We start from the raw sequence: 19574 nt of genomic DNA on the forward strand, positions 1-19574 counted from the left end.
GACCGGCGGAGTTCCTCAGGTGATGCCCAGAACCTTGAAAACAAATGCATATTCGAGCGCTACGTCACGTAATCCCTGATAACGCCCGCTCATGCCGCCGTGGCCGGCGCCCAGTTCGGTCTTGAGCAGCAATGGATTGTCATCGGTCTTGGTCGCGCGCAATTTCGCCACCCACTTGGCCGCTTCCCAATACTGCACGCGGCTGTCGTTGTAGCCGGCGATTACCAGCGTCGCAGGATAGGCCTGCGCGGTGACGTTTTCGTACGGCGCATAGGCCTTGATCCGCTCGTAGACCTCCGGCTCTTCGGGATTGCCCCACTCGTCGTATTCGGTGACGGTCAGCGGCAGATCCGGGTCGAGCATGGTGTTGAGCACATCGACGAACGGCACTTCGGCAATCGCCACACCGAACAGCTCCGGGCGCTGGTTGAGCACCGCGCCGATCAGCAGGCCACCGGCGCTGCCACCGCTGATCGCCAGTTGTGGCGCGGTGGTGATGCCGTTGAGGATCAGGAATTCGGCGCAGGCAATGAAGTCGCTGAAGGTGTTGTGCTTGTGCTCCTGCTTGCCGGCGCGATACCAGCCTTCCCCCAGTTCACCGCCGCCACGCACGTGGGCGATGGCGAATGCCATACCGCGATCCAGCAGGCTCAGGCGGGCATGGGAGAACCACGGATCGAGGCTCGAGCCGTAGGCACCATAACCGTAGAGGTACAGCGGCACTGGCTTACCGATCATTTCGCGTTTCATCACCAGACTGATCGGCACCAGCGTGCCGTCCGGGGCAGTGGCCCAAAGGCGCTGGCTGACGTAGGCGTCGGCGTCGAACGGGCCGAGCACCGGGGTTTCCTTGAGGACAGTCTGCTCGCCGGTGGCGAGGATCAGTTGCCGGACCTGAGCCGGACGATTCAGCGCCTCATAGCGCAGGCGAATGCGGTCGCTTTCGAACTCCAGGCTGTTTTGCACGTAGAGGCTGTAAGCCGCGTCCGGCAATTGCACGCGATAAGGCGCCAGACCGTGTGGGTGGACCTCGATGATCGGCAATCCGCCTTCGCGCAGGCTCAGGGTCAGGGCTTCGGCGTTGAGGGTCACGCCATCGAGCATCACCGAATCGCTATGGGGAATCAGGTTCTGCCAGTCGGCTTCGCTCGGTGCGATGCCGGTGTCCGGGGCCTGATAGAGGGCGAAATTGATGCCGTCGCGGTTGGTGCGGATGAACCAGGTCCATTCGCCATCAAGCTTGCCGTGGTCGACGTCGTACTCGTGATCCTCGACCCGTGGCGCCAGGCAGGTGAACGGCTGGTGCGGCTGATTGGCGTCCAGCGCCCAGACTTCGCTGGTGGTCTTGCTGCCCAGGGACAGCAGCAATTGCTGTTCGGAACTGGCGCGATAGCAATGCAGGAAGAAACGCCCGTCCGGCTCGTGGAACACCTCTTCGGCGGCAGTGCCGTCGAGGCGATAGCGGAACAGTTTGTGCGGGCGATGGGTGTCGTCAAGCACGCCGAAGAACAAGGTCAGGCTGTCGTTTGCCCAGGTCATGCTGCCGTCGCAGTCCTGGAATTCCAGTTCGCTGACACGTTCGCTGGATAATTCCTTCACGAACAGCGTGTAAATCTCGTCGCCCGAGGCATCGACGCTGTAGGCCAGGCGCTGGTGATCCGGGCTGATGCTGAACGCGCCGAGGGAGAAAAAGCCGCCATTGGCCAGAGCATTCGGGTCGAGCAGCAGCTGTTCGCGGCTTTCGTCGAGGGTCAGGCTGTCGTCGGCAGGGCGCGGGCAGCGATAGTGGCGGGGGTATTCGTCACCCGCGGTGGTGCGGGTGTAATACAGATACGGGCCCCACGGCGACGGCAAGGAAAGGTCGGTTTCGAGGATCCGGCCCTTGATCTCCTCGAACAGGGTTTCGCGCAATTCGGCCTGATCGGCGGTCTGCGCCTGCTGGTAGTCGTTTTCGGCCTTGAGGTAGTCGAGCACCGCGTCGGTGTCGCGTTCCTGCAGCCAGGCATACGGGTCGTGACCGGCATCCTTGCGGGCAATCGGGGCGCTGGTGACGTTGGCGGATACGGGCATGGAAAGCTCTCGGACATGACAAATAAGGGATGCACGGACGGCGGGGGAGCCTGACGTGCGAAAAGTCGTTACTATAAGCGCCTCTTTGCCTGCCTTGCCATGGACACCATGACCGAGAACGACTATCTGATCGCCTGGGGCCTTTACGCCTTTGCCGCTGTTGGCTGCCTGCTGGTGTGGATGCGCATGACCCGCTGGATGTGGCGCTGGCTGCGCGAACCGCTGCGTGTGCTGATGGCGGTGTTGCTGTTCAGCCCGACCATCATCGATCCGGTGAAGGAAAAATTCGCCCCGGCCGTCGCCATTACGGCGCTGGATCTGGCGTTCAAGGTGGGCAACAACGCCTGGCGCGCGATTTCCGAACTGCTCATGTACGCGATGATCGCGTTCGGCCTGTACCTGGTTTTCGTGCTGATCCGCTTCCCGATCGAACGCGCTTCGAAAGCTCGCAAGGAGCAGGCTGAAGCAGCCCGCGCAGCAGCCCGTGCCGATGACGAGCGCGACGGCGATCAACCGTTCGGCGGTGCCGGCGATGATCGTTACGGCCGTCCACCTCTGCCGAGCAATCCGCAGCGCGGGCGCGTCGAGCCGCGTCTGTAATCACGAGAGCCCGCACATGTGTGAACTATTGGGCATGAGCGCCAACGTGCCGACCGATATCGTGTTCAGCTTCACCGGGCTGATGCAGCGCGGTGGTCGAACCGGGCCGCACCGCGATGGCTGGGGCATTGCCTTCTACGAAGGGCGCGGCTTGCGTCTGTTCCAAGACCCGGCGGCCAGCAGCGAGTCGGAAGTGGCGAATCTGGTGCAGCGTTATCCGATCAAGAGCGAAGTGGTGATCGGTCATATCCGTCAGGCCAACGTCGGCAAGGTCTGTCTGTCCAACACCCACCCGTTCGTCCGCGAACTGTGGGGGCGCAACTGGTGCTTTGCGCACAATGGCCAGCTCGCCGATTTCACCCCGATCAAGAGTTTCTACCGCCCGGTCGGCGATACCGACAGCGAAGCGGCGTTCTGCGATTTGCTCAACCGCGTACGTGCAGCGTTTCCGGAACCGGTCGATATAGAGGTGCTGCTGCCGGATCTGGTCGCCGCGTGCGCCGAATACCGCAGCAAAGGCGTGTTCAACTGCCTGCTCAGCGACGGCGACTGGCTGTTCTGCTATTGCTCGACCAAACTGGCACAGATCACCCGTCGCGCACCGTTCGGCCCGGCGCGGCTCAAGGACGTCGATGTGATCGTCGATTTCCAGGCCGAAACCACGCCCAACGATGTGGTCACGGTGATTGCCACCGAACCGCTGACCGAAAATGAAACCTGGACCCGCTACGAACCGGGCCAATGGAGCCTGTGGCGACGCGGCGAATGCGTCAGCCAGGGCACGACCGAATAAAGGATCTCTCCTCGATGTTGCTCAGTTATCTACGGCTGGTGTTGTTTGCGGCGGGCCTGTTGATCGGTGTCCAGGTGCCTGGCTTCATCAACGATTACGCCAAGCGGGTCGAAGCGCACCTGATCGAGGCGCAGACCGGCCTGCGCGGTTTCCAGGGCACCGCCGAGCAGTTCTTCAAAGGTGATCTGCAGGCGCTGGTCGCTCACTATCGCGCCAGCGAAGACCCGGTGTTTCGCAGTGATGCCGACAGCCTGAGCACCTTGCTCAACCGTCAGCTGGCGCTGGACAAGCAATTCCAGGCGATGCAGGGCCCGTGGTACATCCGCTTCCTGCAAGTGGTGCTGGCCGCCGACCCGGACATCCGCAAGGAAACCTGGAACGGCTACAGCTACCAGATCCTGCTGACGCCGGAAGCGATGATCTGGGGCATGAGCGGCGCGCTGCTGCTGTCGTTCGGCCTTGAATGCCTGTTCCGTCTGATCGACTGGGTGGTGCTGGGCGGCAAGCGCCTGCGCCAGAGCCGGCCGATCGAAGACCGGGATGTGCGCGGGCTGTAAGCTTCGATGCATCGTTCCCACGCAGTGGGAACGATCAACTTAAAGCGATGTAATCCTTGCCCACCTTGCGCGCATACCCCTCCAGCACCTGCTGACACAACGTCACAATCTCTTCGACCCATTCCACACCGACCCGCCACGACACCACCACCTGCAGATTCGGCGGACGCTGTTCGATGTCGAGCAGGGTCAGTTCGCCCCGCGCCAGTTCCTCGGCCACCAGCACCGGCGGCAACGCGCCAATGCCGAATCCGTCGCGCAACAGCCGGGTGATCGCCGACACCGAATTCACACAGTTCAACCGTGGCGCCAGCACGCCCTGGGCCTGCATCAGCGCCAGAATGTCCTGATGCGGCCGGGAGTTTTTCGAGTAGGTGATGATCCGTTCCTGCGCCAGGTCGGCGAGGCTTTGATAGTCGCGGTTGTAAATCGAATGGCTGGCGACGATCCAGCCGATGGGGTGACTGGCCAGCTCCAGGCTGCGCACGCTTTCCTGGCGCACCAGATCGGTTTGCAGGATCAGATCGAGAAAGCCTTTTTGCAGCTGATCGCAGAGGTTCAGCGAGGTATCCGCCACCAGCTCGATTTCCACTCGCGGGTACAGATCGGTCATCTGCGCCACCAACGGGCTGAGCCAGGTGTGGATCACGGTATCCATCACCCCGATGCGCACCCGGCCGACCTTGCTCGATCGGGTCTCGATCGACTGTTTCAGCGCCTGCATCGTGTCGAGCATCTGCTCGGCATAGTCCAGCACTTTCAAACCTTCGGGCGTCAGGCTGACGCCGCGTGAATCGCGCAGAAACAGCTTCACCCCGAGCTCGCCTTCGAGCACCGCGATCCGGCTGGAAATCGAGGCCTGGGTGGTGAACAGCTTGTCGGCGGTCAGGCGAAAACTTTTCAGCCGGGCGACCCAGACGAAGGTTTCGAGAAACTTCAGGTTCATGGCAACAAATTTTTCTTATGTCTTGGGCGGGTTTTTATTCGTTGGACGCGACCGGGTGACGCACCCAAGAATCGACGCATCCGGTTCCCACGATAGGCGTCGTCGGAGCTTCGAACAAGACCAATAAAAGCCTGCGGAGACATGCCATGAGTGCGCCCGACACCCTCGACCTCCCCAAGACTGCGGCCCGTCCCGGCCCGTTCGACTGGTATCGCAACATCAATCAGCAGGAGCGCCGGACCTTCTGGAGCTGCAAGATCGGCTACGGTCTGGACGGCATGGACACCCAGATGCTCAGCTTCGTGGTGCCAACCCTGATCGCGATGTGGGGCATCACCACCGGCGAAGCCGGCCTGATCCACACCAGCACCCTGATCGCTTCGGCCATCGGCGGTTGGGTGGCGGGAATTCTCTCCGACCGCATCGGCCGCGTCCGCACCCTGCAGCTGACGGTGCTGTGGTTCGCCTTCTTCACTTTCCTTTGCGGCTTCGCCCAGAACTACGAACAGCTGTTGATCGCCCGCACTCTGATGGGCTTCGGTTTCGGCGGTGAATGGACTGCCGGCGCGGTGCTGATCGGCGAAGTGATCCGCGCCAAGGACCGCGGCAAGGCGGTGGGCATGGTGCAATCCGGCTGGGCGCTGGGTTGGGGGCTGACGGCGATTCTGTACGCGCTGCTGTTCTCGGTACTGCCGCCGGAAGACGCCTGGCGCGCACTGTTCATCCTCGGCATCGTGCCGGCGGTGTTCGTGATTTTCGTCCGCCGTCTGGTGAAAGATCCTGAGATCTACCGCGAAGCCAAGGCCAAACAAACCCCGCAAAGCCCGTCGAAGTTTTACGAGATCTTCGCCCCCGGCATGCTCTTCACCACGTTCCGCGCCTCGCTGCTCACTACGGGCGCCCTCGGCGGTTACTACGCGATCACCTCCTGGCTGCCGACTTTTCTGAAGAACGAGCGCGGCTTGAGCGTACTCGGCACCGGCGGTTATCTGGCGATGGTGATCATCGGTTCCTACGTCGGTTATGTGATCAGCGCCTATTTGACCGACCTGTTGGGGCGCAAGAAGAACTTCATCCTGTTCGCGGTCGGCTCGTTCACCATCGTTCTGCTCTACACCCAATTGTCGGTCAGCAACGGCGTGATGCTGTGGCTGGGCTTTCCGCTGGGCTTCTTTGCCTCGGGAATTTTCAGTGGCATGGGGGCGTTTCTGACTGAGTTGTTTCCGACGCGGATTCGCGGCTCGGGGCAGGGCTTCTGCTACAACATCGGCCGAGCGCTGGCGGCGTTGTTCCCGCTGCTGATCGGGCTGCTCAGCCAGAAAGTACCGCTGAGTGTAGGCATCGGTGCCTTTGCGGCAGTGTCCTACGGCGTGGTGATCCTTGCGGCATTGAGCCTGCCGGAAACCCGTGGCAAGCAACTGGACGCGCAGTAACTGATAACCTGCGACAACGTCCTACGATAAAAAAAGACCAAAGCTACAGGAGTGTTCACCGTGAGCCGCCTGCTATTGAACTGTGACATCGGCGAGAGCTTCGGCAGCTGGACCATGGGTCTGGACGCGGAAGTCATGCCCTTCATCGATTGCGCCAACATTGCCTGCGGTTTCCATGCCGGCGATCCGGGCATCATGCGCAAGACCGTCAGCCTGGCCCTGAGCCATGGCGTGCAGATCGGCGCGCATCCGGCCTATCAGGATCTGGTGGGGTTCGGCCGGCGTTCCATGGCCTACACCGCTCAGGAACTGCAAGACATCCTGCATTACCAGATCGGCGCCCTCGACGGCATCTGTCGTGCCCAGGGCGGGCGGGTGAGTTACGTCAAACCCCACGGCGCGATGTACAACGACATGATGGCCAACCCGGCGCAGTTGCGAGCGGTGATTCAGGCCGTCGCGGCTTACGACAGGACCTTGCCGCTGATGCTGATGGCCACCCGCGACAACACGGCGGCGCAACAGCTCGGCGACGAATACGGCGTGACCCTCTGGTTTGAAGCCTTCGCCGACCGTGCCTACGACAGCGCCGGCCGGCTGGTCTCGCGACAACTGCCCGGCGCAGTGCACCACGACTCCGAAACCATCATCGGGCAAGCGCTGACCATCGCCCGTGGCGACAATCTCACCGCGAGCGACGGCAGCGCGCTGTACCTGCAAGCCAACACCTTGTGCGTGCATGGTGACAACGCCAGTTCAGTGGCCGCCGTGCAACGCATTCGTCAGGCCCTGAACGAGCAGAGCGCGCCATGAATCCGCGGGTGGAAGTGGTGGCGCTGGATTGCCTGATGCTGCGGCTGTTCGATGAAATCGCCGAAGCCAACATGCCGTGGATGCTCGCCGCCAGTGAGCGGTTGCGCACGGTGTTCGGCGCACATCTGATCGATCTGGTGCCGTCGTACACCACGTTGATGGTGCATTACGATCTGACCGCGTTGAGCCCGAATCAGGCGCGGGAATTGATTGCCGAAGCCTTGATCGACCTGTCGCCGAATGCGCACACCGGCGGCCAGTGCCATGTGCTGCCGGTGTGGTACGACCTGAGTGTCGGCCCGGAACTGAGCCTGCTGTCGCAACGCAGCGGGTTGTCGGTAGACGAAGTGATCCGCCGTCACAGTGCTCGCGAATATCAGGTGTTCGCCCTTGGTTTTGCGCCGGGTTTTGCCTTCATGGGGCTGGTGGAAGAAGTCCTCGCGGCGCCGCGTCTGAATACCCCACGCAAGAAAGTCGCCGCCGGCAGTGTCGGTATCGCCGAGCGCCAGACCGCGGCGTATCCGGTGGTGTCTCCCGGCGGCTGGAACCTGATCGGTCGCACGCCGGCAAAACTGTTCGACCGTGAACGCGATGGCTACAGCCTCATGCAGCCCGGTGATACCGTGCGTTTCGAAGCGGTGAGCCATGCCGAATTCATCCGCCTCGGTGGTGACGACACGCCTCTGGAGGTCCTTGCATGAGCCGACTGACGATTGAAGCGAGCACACCGCTGTGCCTGTTGCAGGACGCCGGGCGGTTTGGCGTGCGCCATCTGGGCGTGACCCAGGGCGGCGCGGCGGACTGGCGGTCGATGGCCTGGGCCAACTGGCTGCTGGGCAATGGCCTGGATTTGCCGGTGATCGAAATTACCCTCGGTGGGTTTGCGGTGGTGGCGGAGCAGGATTGTCTGCTCGCGCTGGCCGGTGCCGATCTGGGTGCGCAGATTGACGGTGAGGCGTTGGCGCCGTGGCGCAGTTTCAAACTGCGCAAAGGGCAGACCTTGAAGTTCACCCAGCCGGTGCTGGGGGCGCGGGCCTATGTGGCGGCGCCCGGTGGTTTCAGTGCGCCGAAAGTGCTGGGTAGCAGCGCCACGGTGGTACGTGAGGAGCTTGGCGGTCTTGATGGTTTTGGCTTGCCGCTGGCCAAGGGCGCTTCGCTGAGTTATCAGGGCGAAACCCTATTGGTGCGTGAGGTTCCGGCGGAGCATCGACCGGACCTGCGCCTCAACGCGCCGCTCGATCTGGTGCTCGGCGCGCAGATCGGTCAGTTCAGCGGGCAGAGCCTGTTCGATGCCTTCAACCGTGCATGGACGCTGGACAGTCGTGCCGACCGAATGGGCATTCGGTTGCTGGGGACGGCGTTGCAGTATCAGGGCAAACCGATGATTTCCGAGGGCATTCCGCTGGGCGCGGTGCAGGTGCCGCCGGACGGGCAGCCGATCGTGTTGCTCAATGACCGGCAGACGATTGGCGGCTATCCGCGATTGGGAGCGTTGACGCCGTTGGCACTGGCGCGTCTGGCGCAGTGTCTGCCGGGGGCGAAGGTCAGATTGCGCCCGGTGGTACAGGACGTCGCGCACCGGGAGCATATCGAGTATCTGAAGCGCTTCTGATCATTTCCCCCGCCGCTGGCGGGGGAGCCATTGCGGATTACTTGGACAGAAACCGCATCCCTTCTTCCAGTCCGCGCAACGTCAGCGGATACATCTGGTCCTCGATCAAATCCCGCACGATGTTGGTCGACGAGGTGTAGCCCCACGTGTCTTTCGGGTACGGATTGATCCAGATGAGCTTCTTGTACTTCTCCATGAAGCGCTGCATCCACACGTAACCCGGCTCTTCGTTCCAGTGCTCGACGCTGCCACCGGCCTGGGTGATTTCATAAGGCGCCATGGCCGCGTCGCCGATGAAGATCACTTTGTAGTCGGCGCCGTACTTGTGCAGCAAGTCCTGGGTCGAGGTGCGCTCGGAGGTGCGGCGCATGTTGTTCTTCCACACCGATTCATAAATGAAGTTGTGGAAGTAGAAGTACTCCAGATGCTTGAACTCGGTCTTGCAGGCCGAGAACAGTTCCTCGCAGATCTTCACGTGGGCGTCCATCGAGCCGCCGATGTCGAACAGCAGCAACAGCTTCACCGTGTTGCGCCGTTCCGGGCGCATCTGGATGTTCAGCAGCCCGGCGTCCTTGGCGGTGTGGTCGATGGTGCCATCGATGTCCAGTTCTTCCGCCGCACCCTGGCGCGCGAATTTGCGCAGGCGGCGCAGGGCGACCTTGATGTTGCGGGTGCCCAGCTCCACGGAGTCGTCGAGGTTCTTGTACTCGCGCTGATCCCAGACTTTCACCGCTTTGCCCTGGCGCTTGCCGGCGTCGCCGACCCGGATGCCTTCCGGGTTGAAACCGCCGGAGCCGAACGGGCTGGTGCCGCCGGTGCCGATCCATTTGTTGCCGCCGGCGTGGCGCTCCTTCTGTTCTTCCAGGCGTTTCTTGAACTCTTCGATCAGCTTGTCCAGGCCGCCGAGGGACTGGATCTGTGCGCGTTCCTCGTCGGTCAGCGAGCGCTCGAATTCCTTGCGCAACCAGTCTTCGGGAATCAGCGCCTGCAATTGATCGTCGAGCTTTTCCAGGCCGTTGAAGTAGGCGCCGAACGCACGGTCGAACTTGTCGAAATGCCGTTCGTCCTTGACCAGGATCGCCCGGGACAAGTAGTAGAACTCGTCCATGTCGGCGAAGGTCACGCGCTGTTTCAGCGCGTTGATCAGGTCGAGCAGCTCGCGCACCGACACCGGTACCTTGGCTGCACGCATTTCATTGAACAGGTTGAGCAACATGGCGTCAGCCTCTTAGCGGGTGCCGCGACGGCTCATGAACGCCAGGCGCTCAAGCAGTTGCACGTCCTGTTCGTTCTTCACCAGCGCACCGGCCAGCGGCGGGATGGCTTTGGTCGGATCGCGTTCGCGCAGCACCGCTTCGCCGATGTTGTCGGCCATCAGCAGTTTCAGCCAGTCGACCAGTTCAGAGGTCGACGGCTTCTTCTTCAGGCCAGGCACCTTGCGCACGTCGAAGAACACGTCCAGCGCTTCGCTGACCAGGTCTTTCTTGATGTCCGGGTAGTGAACATCGACGATTTTCTGCAGGGTGGCGCGGTCCGGGAAGGCGATGTAATGGAAGAAGCAGCGGCGCAGGAAGGCGTCCGGCAGCTCTTTCTCGTTGTTGGAGGTAATGATGATGATCGGACGTTTCTTGGCCTTGATGGTCTCGTCGATCTCGTAAACGTAGAACTCCATCTTGTCGAGTTCTTGCAGCAGGTCGTTGGGGAACTCGATGTCGGCCTTGTCGATTTCGTCGATCAGCAGGATGACCCGCTCTTCGGACTCGAACGCTTCCCAGAGCTTGCCTTTCTTCAGGTAGTTGCGCACGTCGTGGACTTTTTCATTGCCCAGTTGCGAGTCGCGCAGACGGCTCACCGCGTCGTACTCGTACAGCCCCTGATGAGCCTTGGTGGTGGACTTGATGTGCCAGGTGATCAGCTTGGCGCCGAACGATTCGGCCAGTTGCTCGGCGAGCATGGTCTTGCCGGTGCCCGGTTCGCCCTTGACCAGCAGCGGCCGCTCCAGGGTGATGGCGGCGTTGACCGCCAGCTTCAGGTCATCGGTGGCGACGTAGGCCTGGGTGCCTTCGAACTTCATCTGCTAATCCTCGAACGGTAACGCCGACCTGAACGGGCAGGGCGGGGGCGAAATAATCGGATGCCCGACTATAACGCGCAGCCCGGTCGACTGTGAACGCAGACGGCTTATTCAGTCTCTGAATGGGGCGTCACATGTTGACTCAGTTTCGGCACGAGGCCAGTATTCAGGTATCGCCAATTTGGCGATAGCCTTCGGGCATGACTACCAAATACCGATTTCGCGAAAAATACCGCATTCAGTTGCGCGAGAAGGATCACCCGCCACCCCATGTTCACCTGACCGGTGGCGGAGTGGATGTGATGCTGAGCCTGGAAACCGTCGAGGTCATGATGGGCAAGGCACCGCCACTGATCGTCAAGGAAGCGTTGGAGTGGGTTTCGGCCCATCAGACGCAATTGCTGGAGGACTGGAAACGATGTTACTCATGAAGCGGCCGCGGCTGGCGGCAGTGCAGGCTCTTGGCGATGCTTGTCTGTCGCTGACCTTTATCGACGGACAACAGATGAACCTGGACTTGAGCCGCGATCTGCAAACCTATCCGGGGCTCGCTCCGCTACTGGACGCTGAAGTGTTCGCAACCGCAGAGTTGGGTGACGACGGCTGGAGCGTGGAGTGGCTGGAACCGGATATCCAGATTGGTGCCGATACCTTGTACCGGGACGCGCTCGCGCAAAATGCGCCGGACGAAAACACACGTATTTTCATGGATTGGCGCGCTCGCACCGGTTTACCGTTGAATGAGGCAGCCGAAGCGTTGGGTGTCAGCGCTCGCAGCATCAGTCGCTACAGTAATGGCCGGGAAGCCGTGCCCAGGTCATTGGCCCTGGCCTGTCTGGGTTGGGATTCACTGCAGGAAAAACCTGCACTGATCGCGGCAGAGGATACCGGGCGCTACATCGTCAACCGTAAAACTTAGCCCGCATCCGGCTTCGGCCGTTCATACCGGGCATTGAAGGCCTGAATGAATCCGTTGCGTAAAATCTGCAAAAACGCTTCGAACGCGCTGATATCTTGCTGGTGCACGCTGCCGCTGAGTTCGACGCGGGTGGCGAACTGGTTCTTGCCCTGGTTTTTCAGCACGGTTTCGGTGCCGCCGACCAGTGCTTCCCAGATCGAGCGGAAGATGCCCTTGTTCTTGTTCTCGACATCCTGCTGCCAGTTGAACACGTCGACGTCGCGCAGCAGCGGTTTGATGTAGCCCTTGAGCTGGCCCCTGTTGGCGGCGGCTTCGATGACCACATCGCCGTGGCCGGCGTTGAAGTCGAATTTGCCGTAGGCCGAGGCGAAGTCGTTCATGCGCTTGAGTTCGAGGTCACGGGCACGCAGGCGGAACTCGAAATCCTCGAAGTTGCTTAACGGATCGAACGTGGCGGAGGTCTCCAGAGGTGCCTGACCGAGCAGCAGGGCCTTGCCCTCGAAGCGGGCAATGCGCTTGCCCTTGTTGTCCACGACGTTGGTCAGGTTGTAGATGCTCGCCTCAACGTTGGTGGCGTTCATGTTTACCGGTGGTTTGGAGTTGAAGTTGCGAAAAGTGATGCGCCCATCGTTGATCTGCACCTCGTCGAGGGTGATCGGCAGCAACTTGCCCAGTTGGGCACGCCAGTCGGTGCCTTTACCGGTCTGGGAATTTTGCTTGATGGCACCACCATCGACGAAGTTCACTTGTGGCTTGAAGAACTTCACCTGCGCCACCACCGCATGGTCGTACCACAGCGAGTGCCAGCTGACGGACAGGTCGACCAGCGGCGCATCGACGAACGGCACCGGCACTTTGCCGTCGACCTTGACGATTTTCAGGCCGTTGATCTTGTAGGCCCCGCGCCAGAGCGCCAGATCGACGTCGGTGATCTGGCCGCGGTAGTCGCCCATGTTGGCCAGTTTCTCATTCAGGTAGTCGCGCACGAGGTAGGGCAGGGCGATGTGCAGGGCGACCAGCAACACCACGATGGTGGCGACAATCCATAACGGCCAGCGGTAGCGACGCTTCATGGCAACAAATCCCGAACGGTGTAAAGCGATTGACTGCCGCCTGCAGCAGACGTTCGGCCCGACTGGACTGAGGAGGTCAACAGGCTTACCTTGGAGCGCTGAATTCAACGCTGCACAAGGACCCAGCCATGAGCCGTATTTTTGCTGACAACGCCCATTCCATCGGCAACACGCCGCTGGTGCAGATCAACCGCATCGCGCCCCGTGGCGTGACCATTCTGGCCAAGATCGAAGGTCGCAACCCGGGCTACTCGGTCAAGTGCCGGATCGGCGCCAACATGATCTGGGACGCCGAAAGCAGCGGCAAACTCAAGCCGGGCATGACCATCGTCGAGCCGACTTCGGGCAATACCGGCATCGGCCTGGCCTTCGTGGCGGCCGCTCGCGGTTACAAATTGCTGCTGACCATGCCGGCCTCGATGAGCATCGAACGGCGCAAAGTACTCAAGGCATTGGGCGCCGAACTGGTGCTGACCGAACCCGCCAAGGGCATGAAAGGCGCGATCGAAAAGGCCGCGGAGATCGTTGCCAGTGATGCGGGCAAATATTTCATGCCGGCCCAGTTCGATAACCCGGCCAACCCGGCCATCCACGAAAAGACCACCGGCCCGGAAATCTGGAACGACACCGACGGCGCCATCGACGTGCTGGTGGCGGGCGTCGGCACCGGCGGAACCATCACCGGTGTATCGCGGTATATCAAGAATACGGCGGGCAAGCCGATCATCTCGGTGGCTGTGGAGCCGGTGTCTTCGCCGGTGATCACCCAAGCCCTGGCCGGTGAGGAGATCAAGCCGAGCCCCCACAAGATTCAGGGTATCGGTGCCGGTTTTGTGCCGAAGAACCTGGACCTGTCGATAGTCGACCGGGTCGAGCGCGTCACCGACGAAGAATCCAAGGTCATGGCGCTGCGTCTGATGCAGGAAGAGGGGATTCTGTGCGGCATCTCCTGCGGTGCGGCGATGGCTGTGGCGGTGCGCCTGGCGGAAACCCCGGAAATGCAGGGCAAGACCATTGTGGTGGTACTGCCGGACTCCGGTGAACGTTATCTGTCGAGCATGTTGTTCAGCGATCTGTTCACCGATCAGGAGAACCAGCAGTAAGCGGTCCGTTGATTCAGGTCAGCCCTGGTTCAGGAGCGCTATGCTAATTAGTGCTTTGTTGCGCAATTCTTAACACTGAATCTTGGGTTGGGCGGGTTTTTCCCGGAGCCGGTAGTGTTTATCATGGCCGGCCGCCATGTCGGGTAAATGACAGGGCGTGGCGTTGTTTTTTTTCAAGGAGTCGTTGATGACCTTTTCGTTGGCCGCCAAGGTATCGGTGTTGCTGCTTTTCGTGAGCAGCATCCTCTACGTGCATTTGCGCGGCAAGGCGCGTTTGCCGGTGCTGCGCCAGTTCGTCAACCATTCGGCGCTGTTCGCTCCGTACAACGCCTTGATGTACCTGTTTTCCGGTGTGCCGTCCAAACCGTACCTGGACCGCAGCAAGTTCCCGGAACTGGACGTGCTGCGCGACAATTGGGAAACCATCCGCGACGAAGCGATGCATCTGTTCGACGAGGGCTACATTCGCGCCGCCGAGAAGAACAACGACGCCGGTTTCGGCTCGTTCTTCAAGAAGGGCTGGAAGCGTTTCTACCTCAAGTGGTACGACAAACCGCTGCCCTCGGCCGAGACCCTGTGCCCGAAAACCGTGGCACTGGTGAGCGCCATTCCCAACGTCAAGGGGGCGATGTTCGCGTTGTTGCCGGGCGGCAGCCACTTGAACCCGCACCGTGATCCGTTCGCCGGTTCCCTGCGTTATCACCTGGGGCTGTCGACGCCCAACTCCGACGATTGCCGGATCTTCGTCGACGGTCAGGTTTACGCCTGGCGTGACGGTGAAGACGTGATGTTCGACGAGACTTACGTGCACTGGGTCAAGAACGAAACCGAACAGACCCGCGTCATCCTGTTCTGCGACGTCGAGCGTCCGCTGAGCAACCGCCTCATGACCCGCATCAACCGCGCCATCAGCGCCTGGCTGGGCCGTGCCACCGCCCCGCAGAACCTCGACGACGAGCGCGTCGGCGGGATCAACCGGGCCTATGCCTGGACCAAGAACTTCAGCGACCGGTTCAGCGGTGTGGTCAAACAGTGGAAACGCCGCAATCCAAAGGCCTACCGCGTAATGCGGCCGGTGCTGGCGGTGGTGGTGTTGACGTTGCTGGGGTATTGGCTGTTTGGTTGAGGCTGGATGCAGACGTGTAAAAAAACCGCTCCTTGTGAGCGGTTTTTTATGCGGGGAAGATAAAGGATGCGCCGGCGAGAACACCTCCCGGCTCTTCCGCTGCTGGATTAGCAAATGCCTCTCTGATTCGGAGTAACTCCCTTTCAGATAATTCTCCAGCAGAGAGCTTTCCTTTGGCCCTGATCGATTTGGCGCCTGGCGCTTTGTTCTCAGCGACAGCTTTCATGGCGTCTCCACTATGATCATTGCAATTGCAAACGAGCCTATGCGCCTGCCTCTCCAAATCATTGCAATCCATGTCGCAGGCTGGTTATAGTCGGCGCTCGTGAGTCCCACTACTCACCTTCCATCCCTTCAAAAAAGATCAGCCCAGATGCCTGCATCCCTCATCAACGCGGTAGTCGATTCAGCGGTCAACGCTGGCGTCGTGCCGTGCGGGAATCAGCAGCCTGTGCAGATCAGTCATTTCCCTCCACCTGTCAGTAGCACGCCGGTGTGCGCAGTCGTATCACCGCCGGGCGTTGGTGTTTCGGGCTGATCAGCGTTTTCTGCTGACCCCTGTGCCCGCCTGAAAAAACCTACTGAATTTCAGCTTCGGCTGAGTTGGCTATTAGCCTGACTACAGGTGGTATTCATGTTTGTCCTTTCGAAAAAGTCCGCGCTCGCGGCGGCGTCCACGAGCCTGTTCGTTCTGCTGTGGAGCAGCGGGGCGATCTTCTCCAAGTGGGGGCTGGCCCACGCCTCGCCCTTTGCCTTTCTGCTGATCCGTTTTGTGATCGCCCTGTGCGGGCTGGTGCTCCTGGCGCCGTTGCTCAAGCTGAAATTGCCCAAGGGCGGCCAGCCGATGCTGTATGCGATGGCTACCGGGGTGGTGCTGTTGGGCGCTTATCAGATCTTTTATCTGCTGGCGCTGGACCTGAAAGTCACCCCCGGGGTGATGGCGACCATCATGGGTGTGCAGCCGATTCTCACGGTGGTGATCATGGAGCGGCAGCGCTCGGCGAGCCGGATGTTTGGTCTGGCGCTGGGGCTGGCGGGTCTGATCATGGTGGTTTATCAGGGCATCGGTCTGGCCGGGATGTCGCTGGCGGGGATGCTGTTCGGGCTGCTGGCGCTGGCGAGCATGACCTTCGGCTCGATCATGCAGAAGCGCATCACCGACAATCCCCTCGGCACGCTGCCGGTGCAGTACCTGGCCGGTCTGTTGCTGTGCGGGATTTTCGTGCCGTTCCAGCCGTTCCACTTCGAGCACAGCGCCGGTTTCATCGTGCCGGTGTTGTGGATGGGACTGGTGGTTTCCGTGCTGGCGACGTTGCTGCTGTATCGACTGATCGCCCGGGGCAATCTGGTGAATGTCACCAGTCTGTTCTATCTGGTGCCTGCCGTGACCGCGGTGATGGACTACCTGATCTTCGGCAATCGCCTGGCGGCGTTGAGCGTGCTGGGGATGCTGTTGATCATTGTCGGACTGGTATTCGTGTTCCGTAAATCGGCGTAACAGCCACAAATGAAAAAGGCCCGGGAGGAAACTCCCGGGCCTTTTTGCATCTGTCGATCAGCGAGTCGCGGCTTCTACCGGTTTCACTGTCGCCGGCTTCAGTACCAGCCATAGCGCAATCGCGATCAACACTCCGCCGTACACGTGGGCCATCGACAGCGGTTCATCCAGAAACAGTGCGCCCCACAACACGCCGAATGGCGGGATCATGAAGGTCACGGTCATCGATTTCACCGGCCCGATGGAACTCAGCAGGCGGAAATAAATGATGTAGGCAAACGCAGTGCAGCCCAGACCCAGGCCCAACAGCGACAGCCAGACATTCCAGCCACCCCAGCTCACCGGTGGCTGGGTGATGACGCTGTAGCCGAACAGCGGCAGCAGGAACAGCGTCGCACCGAGCATGCTGCCCAACGCCGACAGACGGCTGTCGAGCCCGCCGGCCTGATCCAGCCAGCGCCGGGCGAGGAAGCCGGCGAAGCCGTAGCAGGTCGTTGCGAGCAGGCAGGCGACAGCGCCCATCAACAGCGGCAGATCGAACGCGACCGGGCCGGCGCGGGTCAGCACACCCACGCCGAGCAGACCAAGGAAAACTCCGGCCAGCTTGGCCGCCGTTAGTTTTTCACTGAAGAACAGCCCGCCGATCAATACGCCCATCAGTGGCGTGGTGGCATTGAAGATCGCGGAGTACCCGGCGGGCAGTACCTGGGCTGCGACGGAGTACAGGGTGGCCGGAACGCCGGAGTTGATCACGCCCAGCATCATCACGGTCTTGAGCTTGCCTTTGAAATCCCAGTTGATGCGCATCAGACCAAGGATCACCAGCAAACCGACGGCCGCGATCGAGACCCGGAAAAAACCGGTAGGAACGGTGCCGATCGCGGGGGCGATGATGCGCATGAACAGGAAGCTCGCACCCCAGATCGCAGCCAGCGACAACATGCGGAAAATATCGACAGGGCTCACGGGCAACTCCTTCCTTGATGGGGACGAGAGTGTTGCCGAGCGCCCTGACGATGGCAACCGCCAAACGGGCATTTAATTGTCCCGTCAGAGCACGAAGCGTGTCACCAGCCCGTTGAGGTCGACAGCGAGGCGCGACAGTTCCTGACTGGCGGCAGACGTCTGGGTGGCGCCAGCGGCAGTCTGCGTCGACAGGTCGCGGATGGTCACCAGGTTTTCATCGACTTCCCGGGCCACCAGTGCCTGTTGCTCGGCGGCACTGGCGATCACCAGATTGCGCTGGTTGATCTGCGAGATCGACGCGGTGATTTTCTCCAGAGCCTGGCCAGCGCTGTTGGCCCGGCGCAGGGTGTGGCTGGCTTGCTCGGCGCTGCTTTGCAACGCGCCGACAGTGGCGCCGGTGCCTTGCTGGATGCTGCTGATCATCAGCTCGATTTCTTCGGTGGAGTTTTGCGTGCGCTGGGCCAGCGAGCGGACCTCGTCGGCAACCACTGCAAACCCACGTCCGGCCTCGCCGGCTCGCGCCGCTTCAATGGCGGCGTTAAGCGCCAGCAGGTTGGTCTGCCCGGCGATGCCGCGAATCACTTCCAGCACCTTGCTGATGTCCTGGGCCTGGGTCGCAAGGCCCTCGGCCTGTTCGGAGGCACCTAGCACGGCACTGACCAGTTCCTGAATCGAACTGATGGTCTCACTGACCTGCACATGCCCGTGCCTGCTGTCCTCGTTCGACGCTTGGGACGCCTCGGCGCTGGATACCGCATTGGCGGCCACTTCATCCACCGCCGTGCTCATCTCGGTGACCGCGGTGGCGGCCTGTTCGATCTGATCGTTCTGCTGTTGCAGGCCGCGGGTGCTCTGTTCCATCACCGAACTCATTTCTTCGGCGGCGGAGGCCAATTGTTGGGCCGACTCACTGATGCCGCGAATGGTCGAGCGCAGATTGCCCTGCATCTCGGCCAGCGCTGTAAGCAGTTGCGCCGCTTCATCCCGGCCCTCGCTGTCGATGCGGCCGCTGAGATCACCGGAGGCAATCCGTCGTGCCACGTTCAGCGCCTGATTGATCGGCGCTGTGATGCTGCGGGTCAGCCGCCAGGCCAGCAGCAACGTGGCAATCAAAGCGATGACGATAGTCGTGGCGACGATCCATAGCGCCTGCTGGTACATCGCCGCCGCGGATTTGGCCGCGGCATCCGCGCCTTGTTGATTGAGAGCGATCATTTGCTCCAGGGTCTTGTCGAGCACGCTGCCCTGGGGGGCCAGTTCATTGGTCAGACGCATGTAGGCCTGGTCATTTTGACCGGCGTCGATCTGTTTGAGGATCTGGTCGAGGATCGCCAGGTACTTGGCCGTATCTGCACCCAGGCCTTCCAGCATTGCCCGTTCCTGATCGTTGGCAATCAAGGCCTTGTGATCGTCGAGGCGCTTGAGCAGCTCCTGTCGCTGCGCCGTGAGAATACCTTTGCTTCGCTCGCGCACGGCAGCCTGGGTGCTGGTGATCAGGCGCAGGGATTCAAGGCGGATGCTGGCGATGTTCGCCGCTGTGTCATGAATGCTTTCGATGCTGGGCATCCATGATTCTTCGATCACGGCTGCGCTTTCGCGAAGGCCTTTCATCTGGCTCAGACCGAACAGGCCAACCACCACCAGCAGACTGGCCAGAACGGCAAAACACAAACTGGCGCGCAAACCGATGCGCAGATTCCGGATAGACATCAATGTGCTCCTTGGGCTTTGGGGGAGAGAGGTCGTCCTCGTGGGCCGAGGATCTTGTTGTGAGGCGGGGTAATGGCGGGCTGTATATCAAAGTGCCATCATCTTGGTAAGGGCAGACACCCGCCAACGTCGCAGACAATGGAAAGGAATGGACAAGTCTGGAAAAGCCGCGGGCTAGAGATGTCGTTGCTGGATTGGATCCGAAACCCAGTGAAATCGCGGGCTGGCGCGTTATCACGAAAAGAGCGCGGATGCCGCTTTGCTGACCGAACGGTCGATTA

Annotated in this window: 20 protein-coding genes; 12 read left to right on the top strand and 8 right to left on the bottom strand. The window is 61.1% G+C overall.

Going from position 1 to position 19574, the window contains the following annotated elements:
• Nucleotides 1-15 precede the first annotated feature (15 nt).
• On the bottom strand, nucleotides 16-2070 hold the full coding sequence (locus tag C6Y56_RS07080; RefSeq protein WP_169429280.1) for a S9 family peptidase: 2055 nt from the start codon (nucleotides 2068-2070) through the stop codon (nucleotides 16-18).
• A gap of 99 nt (nucleotides 2071-2169) precedes the next feature.
• On the opposite strand from C6Y56_RS07080, the gene C6Y56_RS07085 reads away from it, so the two are divergent.
• Genes C6Y56_RS07085 through C6Y56_RS07095 form a run of 3 tightly spaced genes read left to right on the top strand, consistent with a single transcriptional unit; the run spans nucleotide 2170 to nucleotide 4020 of the window.
• Nucleotides 2170-2670, top strand: a complete 501-nt coding sequence (locus tag C6Y56_RS07085; RefSeq protein ID WP_169429281.1) for an MFS transporter — start codon at nucleotides 2170-2172, stop codon at nucleotides 2668-2670.
• A gap of 16 nt (nucleotides 2671-2686) precedes the next feature.
• Nucleotides 2687-3463 (top strand): class II glutamine amidotransferase, encoded by a 777-nt coding sequence (locus C6Y56_RS07090; protein WP_025110635.1) that lies wholly within the window; start codon nucleotides 2687-2689, stop codon nucleotides 3461-3463.
• A gap of 14 nt (nucleotides 3464-3477) precedes the next feature.
• Nucleotides 3478-4020, top strand: coding sequence for a DUF2937 family protein (locus C6Y56_RS07095; RefSeq protein WP_085710286.1), 543 nt, complete (start codon nucleotides 3478-3480; stop codon nucleotides 4018-4020).
• A gap of 34 nt (nucleotides 4021-4054) precedes the next feature.
• On the opposite strand, the gene C6Y56_RS07100 is transcribed toward C6Y56_RS07095, so the two are convergent.
• A complete protein-coding gene (locus C6Y56_RS07100; RefSeq protein ID WP_169429282.1) occupies nucleotides 4055-4966 on the bottom strand; it encodes a LysR family transcriptional regulator in 912 nt (303 codons plus the stop codon).
• Between the two features lie 146 nt (nucleotides 4967-5112).
• Here C6Y56_RS07100 and C6Y56_RS07105 point away from each other — a divergent pair, with 146 nt between their 5' ends.
• Genes C6Y56_RS07105 through C6Y56_RS07120 form a run of 4 tightly spaced genes read left to right on the top strand, consistent with a single transcriptional unit; the run spans nucleotide 5113 to nucleotide 8824 of the window.
• On the top strand, nucleotides 5113-6399 hold the full coding sequence (locus tag C6Y56_RS07105; RefSeq protein WP_169429283.1) for an MFS transporter: 1287 nt from the start codon (nucleotides 5113-5115) through the stop codon (nucleotides 6397-6399).
• A 60-nt stretch (nucleotides 6400-6459) separates the two neighbouring features.
• Nucleotides 6460-7212 (top strand): 5-oxoprolinase subunit PxpA, encoded by a 753-nt coding sequence (locus C6Y56_RS07110; RefSeq protein ID WP_169429284.1) that lies wholly within the window; start codon nucleotides 6460-6462, stop codon nucleotides 7210-7212.
• Complete coding sequence (locus tag C6Y56_RS07115; RefSeq protein ID WP_169429285.1) at nucleotides 7209-7913, top strand: 5-oxoprolinase subunit B family protein; 705 nt, start codon at nucleotides 7209-7211, stop codon at nucleotides 7911-7913. The genes C6Y56_RS07110 and C6Y56_RS07115 overlap by 4 nt, the downstream gene beginning before the upstream one ends.
• Nucleotides 7910-8824 carry a biotin-dependent carboxyltransferase family protein gene (locus C6Y56_RS07120; protein WP_169429286.1) on the top strand — a complete coding sequence of 305 codons (915 nt, stop codon included), beginning with the start codon at nucleotides 7910-7912 and terminating at the stop codon, nucleotides 8822-8824. The genes C6Y56_RS07115 and C6Y56_RS07120 overlap by 4 nt, the downstream gene beginning before the upstream one ends.
• A gap of 37 nt (nucleotides 8825-8861) precedes the next feature.
• Here the strand turns inward: C6Y56_RS07120 and C6Y56_RS07125 are convergent, their stop codons facing one another.
• Nucleotides 8862-10040 (bottom strand): vWA domain-containing protein, encoded by a 1179-nt coding sequence (locus tag C6Y56_RS07125; protein WP_169429287.1) that lies wholly within the window; start codon nucleotides 10038-10040, stop codon nucleotides 8862-8864.
• 12 nt (nucleotides 10041-10052) lie between these two features.
• The gene (locus tag C6Y56_RS07130) at nucleotides 10053-10898 is read right to left on the bottom strand and encodes an AAA family ATPase (RefSeq protein WP_169429288.1); all 846 of its coding nucleotides are present in this window, start codon (nucleotides 10896-10898) and stop codon (nucleotides 10053-10055) included.
• A 200-nt stretch (nucleotides 10899-11098) separates the two neighbouring features.
• On the opposite strand from C6Y56_RS07130, the gene C6Y56_RS07135 reads away from it, so the two are divergent.
• The gene (locus C6Y56_RS07135; protein ID WP_169429289.1) at nucleotides 11099-11329 is read left to right on the top strand and encodes a DUF4160 domain-containing protein; all 231 of its coding nucleotides are present in this window, start codon (nucleotides 11099-11101) and stop codon (nucleotides 11327-11329) included.
• Nucleotides 11317-11817, top strand: a complete 501-nt coding sequence (locus tag C6Y56_RS07140; RefSeq protein WP_169429290.1) for a helix-turn-helix domain-containing protein — start codon at nucleotides 11317-11319, stop codon at nucleotides 11815-11817. Before C6Y56_RS07135 ends, C6Y56_RS07140 begins: the two co-directional genes overlap by 13 nt.
• Here the strand turns inward: C6Y56_RS07140 and C6Y56_RS07145 are convergent.
• Nucleotides 11814-12890 carry a DUF748 domain-containing protein gene (locus tag C6Y56_RS07145; RefSeq protein ID WP_169429291.1) on the bottom strand — a complete coding sequence of 359 codons (1077 nt, stop codon included), beginning with the start codon at nucleotides 12888-12890 and terminating at the stop codon, nucleotides 11814-11816. The two genes, C6Y56_RS07140 and C6Y56_RS07145, sit on opposite strands and share 4 nt — an antisense overlap.
• Before the next feature lie 128 nt (nucleotides 12891-13018).
• On the opposite strand from C6Y56_RS07145, the gene cysK reads away from it, so the two are divergent.
• Nucleotides 13019-13993: a cysteine synthase A gene (cysK, locus tag C6Y56_RS07150; RefSeq protein ID WP_169429292.1), complete on the top strand. Its 975-nt coding sequence runs from the start codon at nucleotides 13019-13021 to the stop codon at nucleotides 13991-13993.
• A gap of 187 nt (nucleotides 13994-14180) precedes the next feature.
• Nucleotides 14181-15119 carry an aspartyl/asparaginyl beta-hydroxylase domain-containing protein gene (locus C6Y56_RS07155; RefSeq protein ID WP_169429293.1) on the top strand — a complete coding sequence of 313 codons (939 nt, stop codon included), beginning with the start codon at nucleotides 14181-14183 and terminating at the stop codon, nucleotides 15117-15119.
• 46 nt (nucleotides 15120-15165) lie between these two features.
• On the opposite strand, the gene C6Y56_RS07160 is transcribed toward C6Y56_RS07155, so the two are convergent.
• A complete protein-coding gene (locus tag C6Y56_RS07160; RefSeq protein ID WP_169429294.1) occupies nucleotides 15166-15345 on the bottom strand; it encodes a hypothetical protein in 180 nt (59 codons plus the stop codon).
• A 408-nt stretch (nucleotides 15346-15753) separates the two neighbouring features.
• Here C6Y56_RS07160 and C6Y56_RS07165 point away from each other — a divergent pair, with 408 nt between their 5' ends.
• On the top strand, nucleotides 15754-16617 hold the full coding sequence (locus tag C6Y56_RS07165; RefSeq protein ID WP_169429295.1) for a DMT family transporter: 864 nt from the start codon (nucleotides 15754-15756) through the stop codon (nucleotides 16615-16617).
• A 57-nt stretch (nucleotides 16618-16674) separates the two neighbouring features.
• Here C6Y56_RS07165 and C6Y56_RS07170 read toward each other — a convergent pair whose 3' ends face one another.
• Entirely contained in the window at nucleotides 16675-17583 is a 909-nt protein-coding gene (locus tag C6Y56_RS07170) for a DMT family transporter (protein WP_169429296.1), read from the bottom strand.
• A gap of 84 nt (nucleotides 17584-17667) precedes the next feature.
• Nucleotides 17668-19293 (bottom strand): methyl-accepting chemotaxis protein, encoded by a 1626-nt coding sequence (locus tag C6Y56_RS07175; protein ID WP_169429297.1) that lies wholly within the window; start codon nucleotides 19291-19293, stop codon nucleotides 17668-17670.
• Nucleotides 19294-19574: the final 281 nt, after the last annotated feature.

Source organism: Pseudomonas fluorescens, assembly GCF_012974785.1.
In the GTDB taxonomy this organism is placed as follows: domain Bacteria; phylum Pseudomonadota; class Gammaproteobacteria; order Pseudomonadales; family Pseudomonadaceae; genus Aquipseudomonas; species Aquipseudomonas fluorescens_BT.

Excerpts from the sequence above, each read along its gene's own strand:
- C6Y56_RS07140 (WP_169429290.1), top strand. The coding sequence starts at position 11,317 with ATGTTACTCATGAAGCGGCCGCGGCTGGCGGCAGTGCAGGCTCTTGGC.
- C6Y56_RS07120 (WP_169429286.1), top strand. The coding sequence starts at position 7,910 with ATGAGCCGACTGACGATTGAAGCGAGCACACCGCTGTGCCTGTTGCAG.
- C6Y56_RS07080 (WP_169429280.1), bottom strand. The coding sequence starts at position 2,070 with ATGCCCGTATCCGCCAACGTCACCAGCGCCCCGATTGCCCGCAAGGAT.
- C6Y56_RS07135 (WP_169429289.1), top strand. The coding sequence starts at position 11,099 with ATGACTACCAAATACCGATTTCGCGAAAAATACCGCATTCAGTTGCGC.
- C6Y56_RS07175 (WP_169429297.1), bottom strand. The coding sequence starts at position 19,293 with ATGTCTATCCGGAATCTGCGCATCGGTTTGCGCGCCAGTTTGTGTTTT.
- cysK (WP_169429292.1), top strand. The coding sequence starts at position 13,019 with ATGAGCCGTATTTTTGCTGACAACGCCCATTCCATCGGCAACACGCCG.
- C6Y56_RS07115 (WP_169429285.1), top strand. The coding sequence starts at position 7,209 with ATGAATCCGCGGGTGGAAGTGGTGGCGCTGGATTGCCTGATGCTGCGG.
- C6Y56_RS07145 (WP_169429291.1), bottom strand. The coding sequence starts at position 12,890 with ATGAAGCGTCGCTACCGCTGGCCGTTATGGATTGTCGCCACCATCGTG.
- C6Y56_RS07085 (WP_169429281.1), top strand. The coding sequence starts at position 2,170 with ATGGACACCATGACCGAGAACGACTATCTGATCGCCTGGGGCCTTTAC.
- C6Y56_RS07105 (WP_169429283.1), top strand. The coding sequence starts at position 5,113 with ATGAGTGCGCCCGACACCCTCGACCTCCCCAAGACTGCGGCCCGTCCC.
- C6Y56_RS07165 (WP_169429295.1), top strand. The coding sequence starts at position 15,754 with ATGTTTGTCCTTTCGAAAAAGTCCGCGCTCGCGGCGGCGTCCACGAGC.
- C6Y56_RS07160 (WP_169429294.1), bottom strand. The coding sequence starts at position 15,345 with ATGAAAGCTGTCGCTGAGAACAAAGCGCCAGGCGCCAAATCGATCAGG.
- C6Y56_RS07155 (WP_169429293.1), top strand. The coding sequence starts at position 14,181 with ATGACCTTTTCGTTGGCCGCCAAGGTATCGGTGTTGCTGCTTTTCGTG.
- C6Y56_RS07090 (WP_025110635.1), top strand. The coding sequence starts at position 2,687 with ATGTGTGAACTATTGGGCATGAGCGCCAACGTGCCGACCGATATCGTG.
- C6Y56_RS07095 (WP_085710286.1), top strand. The coding sequence starts at position 3,478 with ATGTTGCTCAGTTATCTACGGCTGGTGTTGTTTGCGGCGGGCCTGTTG.
- C6Y56_RS07125 (WP_169429287.1), bottom strand. The coding sequence starts at position 10,040 with ATGTTGCTCAACCTGTTCAATGAAATGCGTGCAGCCAAGGTACCGGTG.
- C6Y56_RS07100 (WP_169429282.1), bottom strand. The coding sequence starts at position 4,966 with ATGAACCTGAAGTTTCTCGAAACCTTCGTCTGGGTCGCCCGGCTGAAA.
- C6Y56_RS07130 (WP_169429288.1), bottom strand. The coding sequence starts at position 10,898 with ATGAAGTTCGAAGGCACCCAGGCCTACGTCGCCACCGATGACCTGAAG.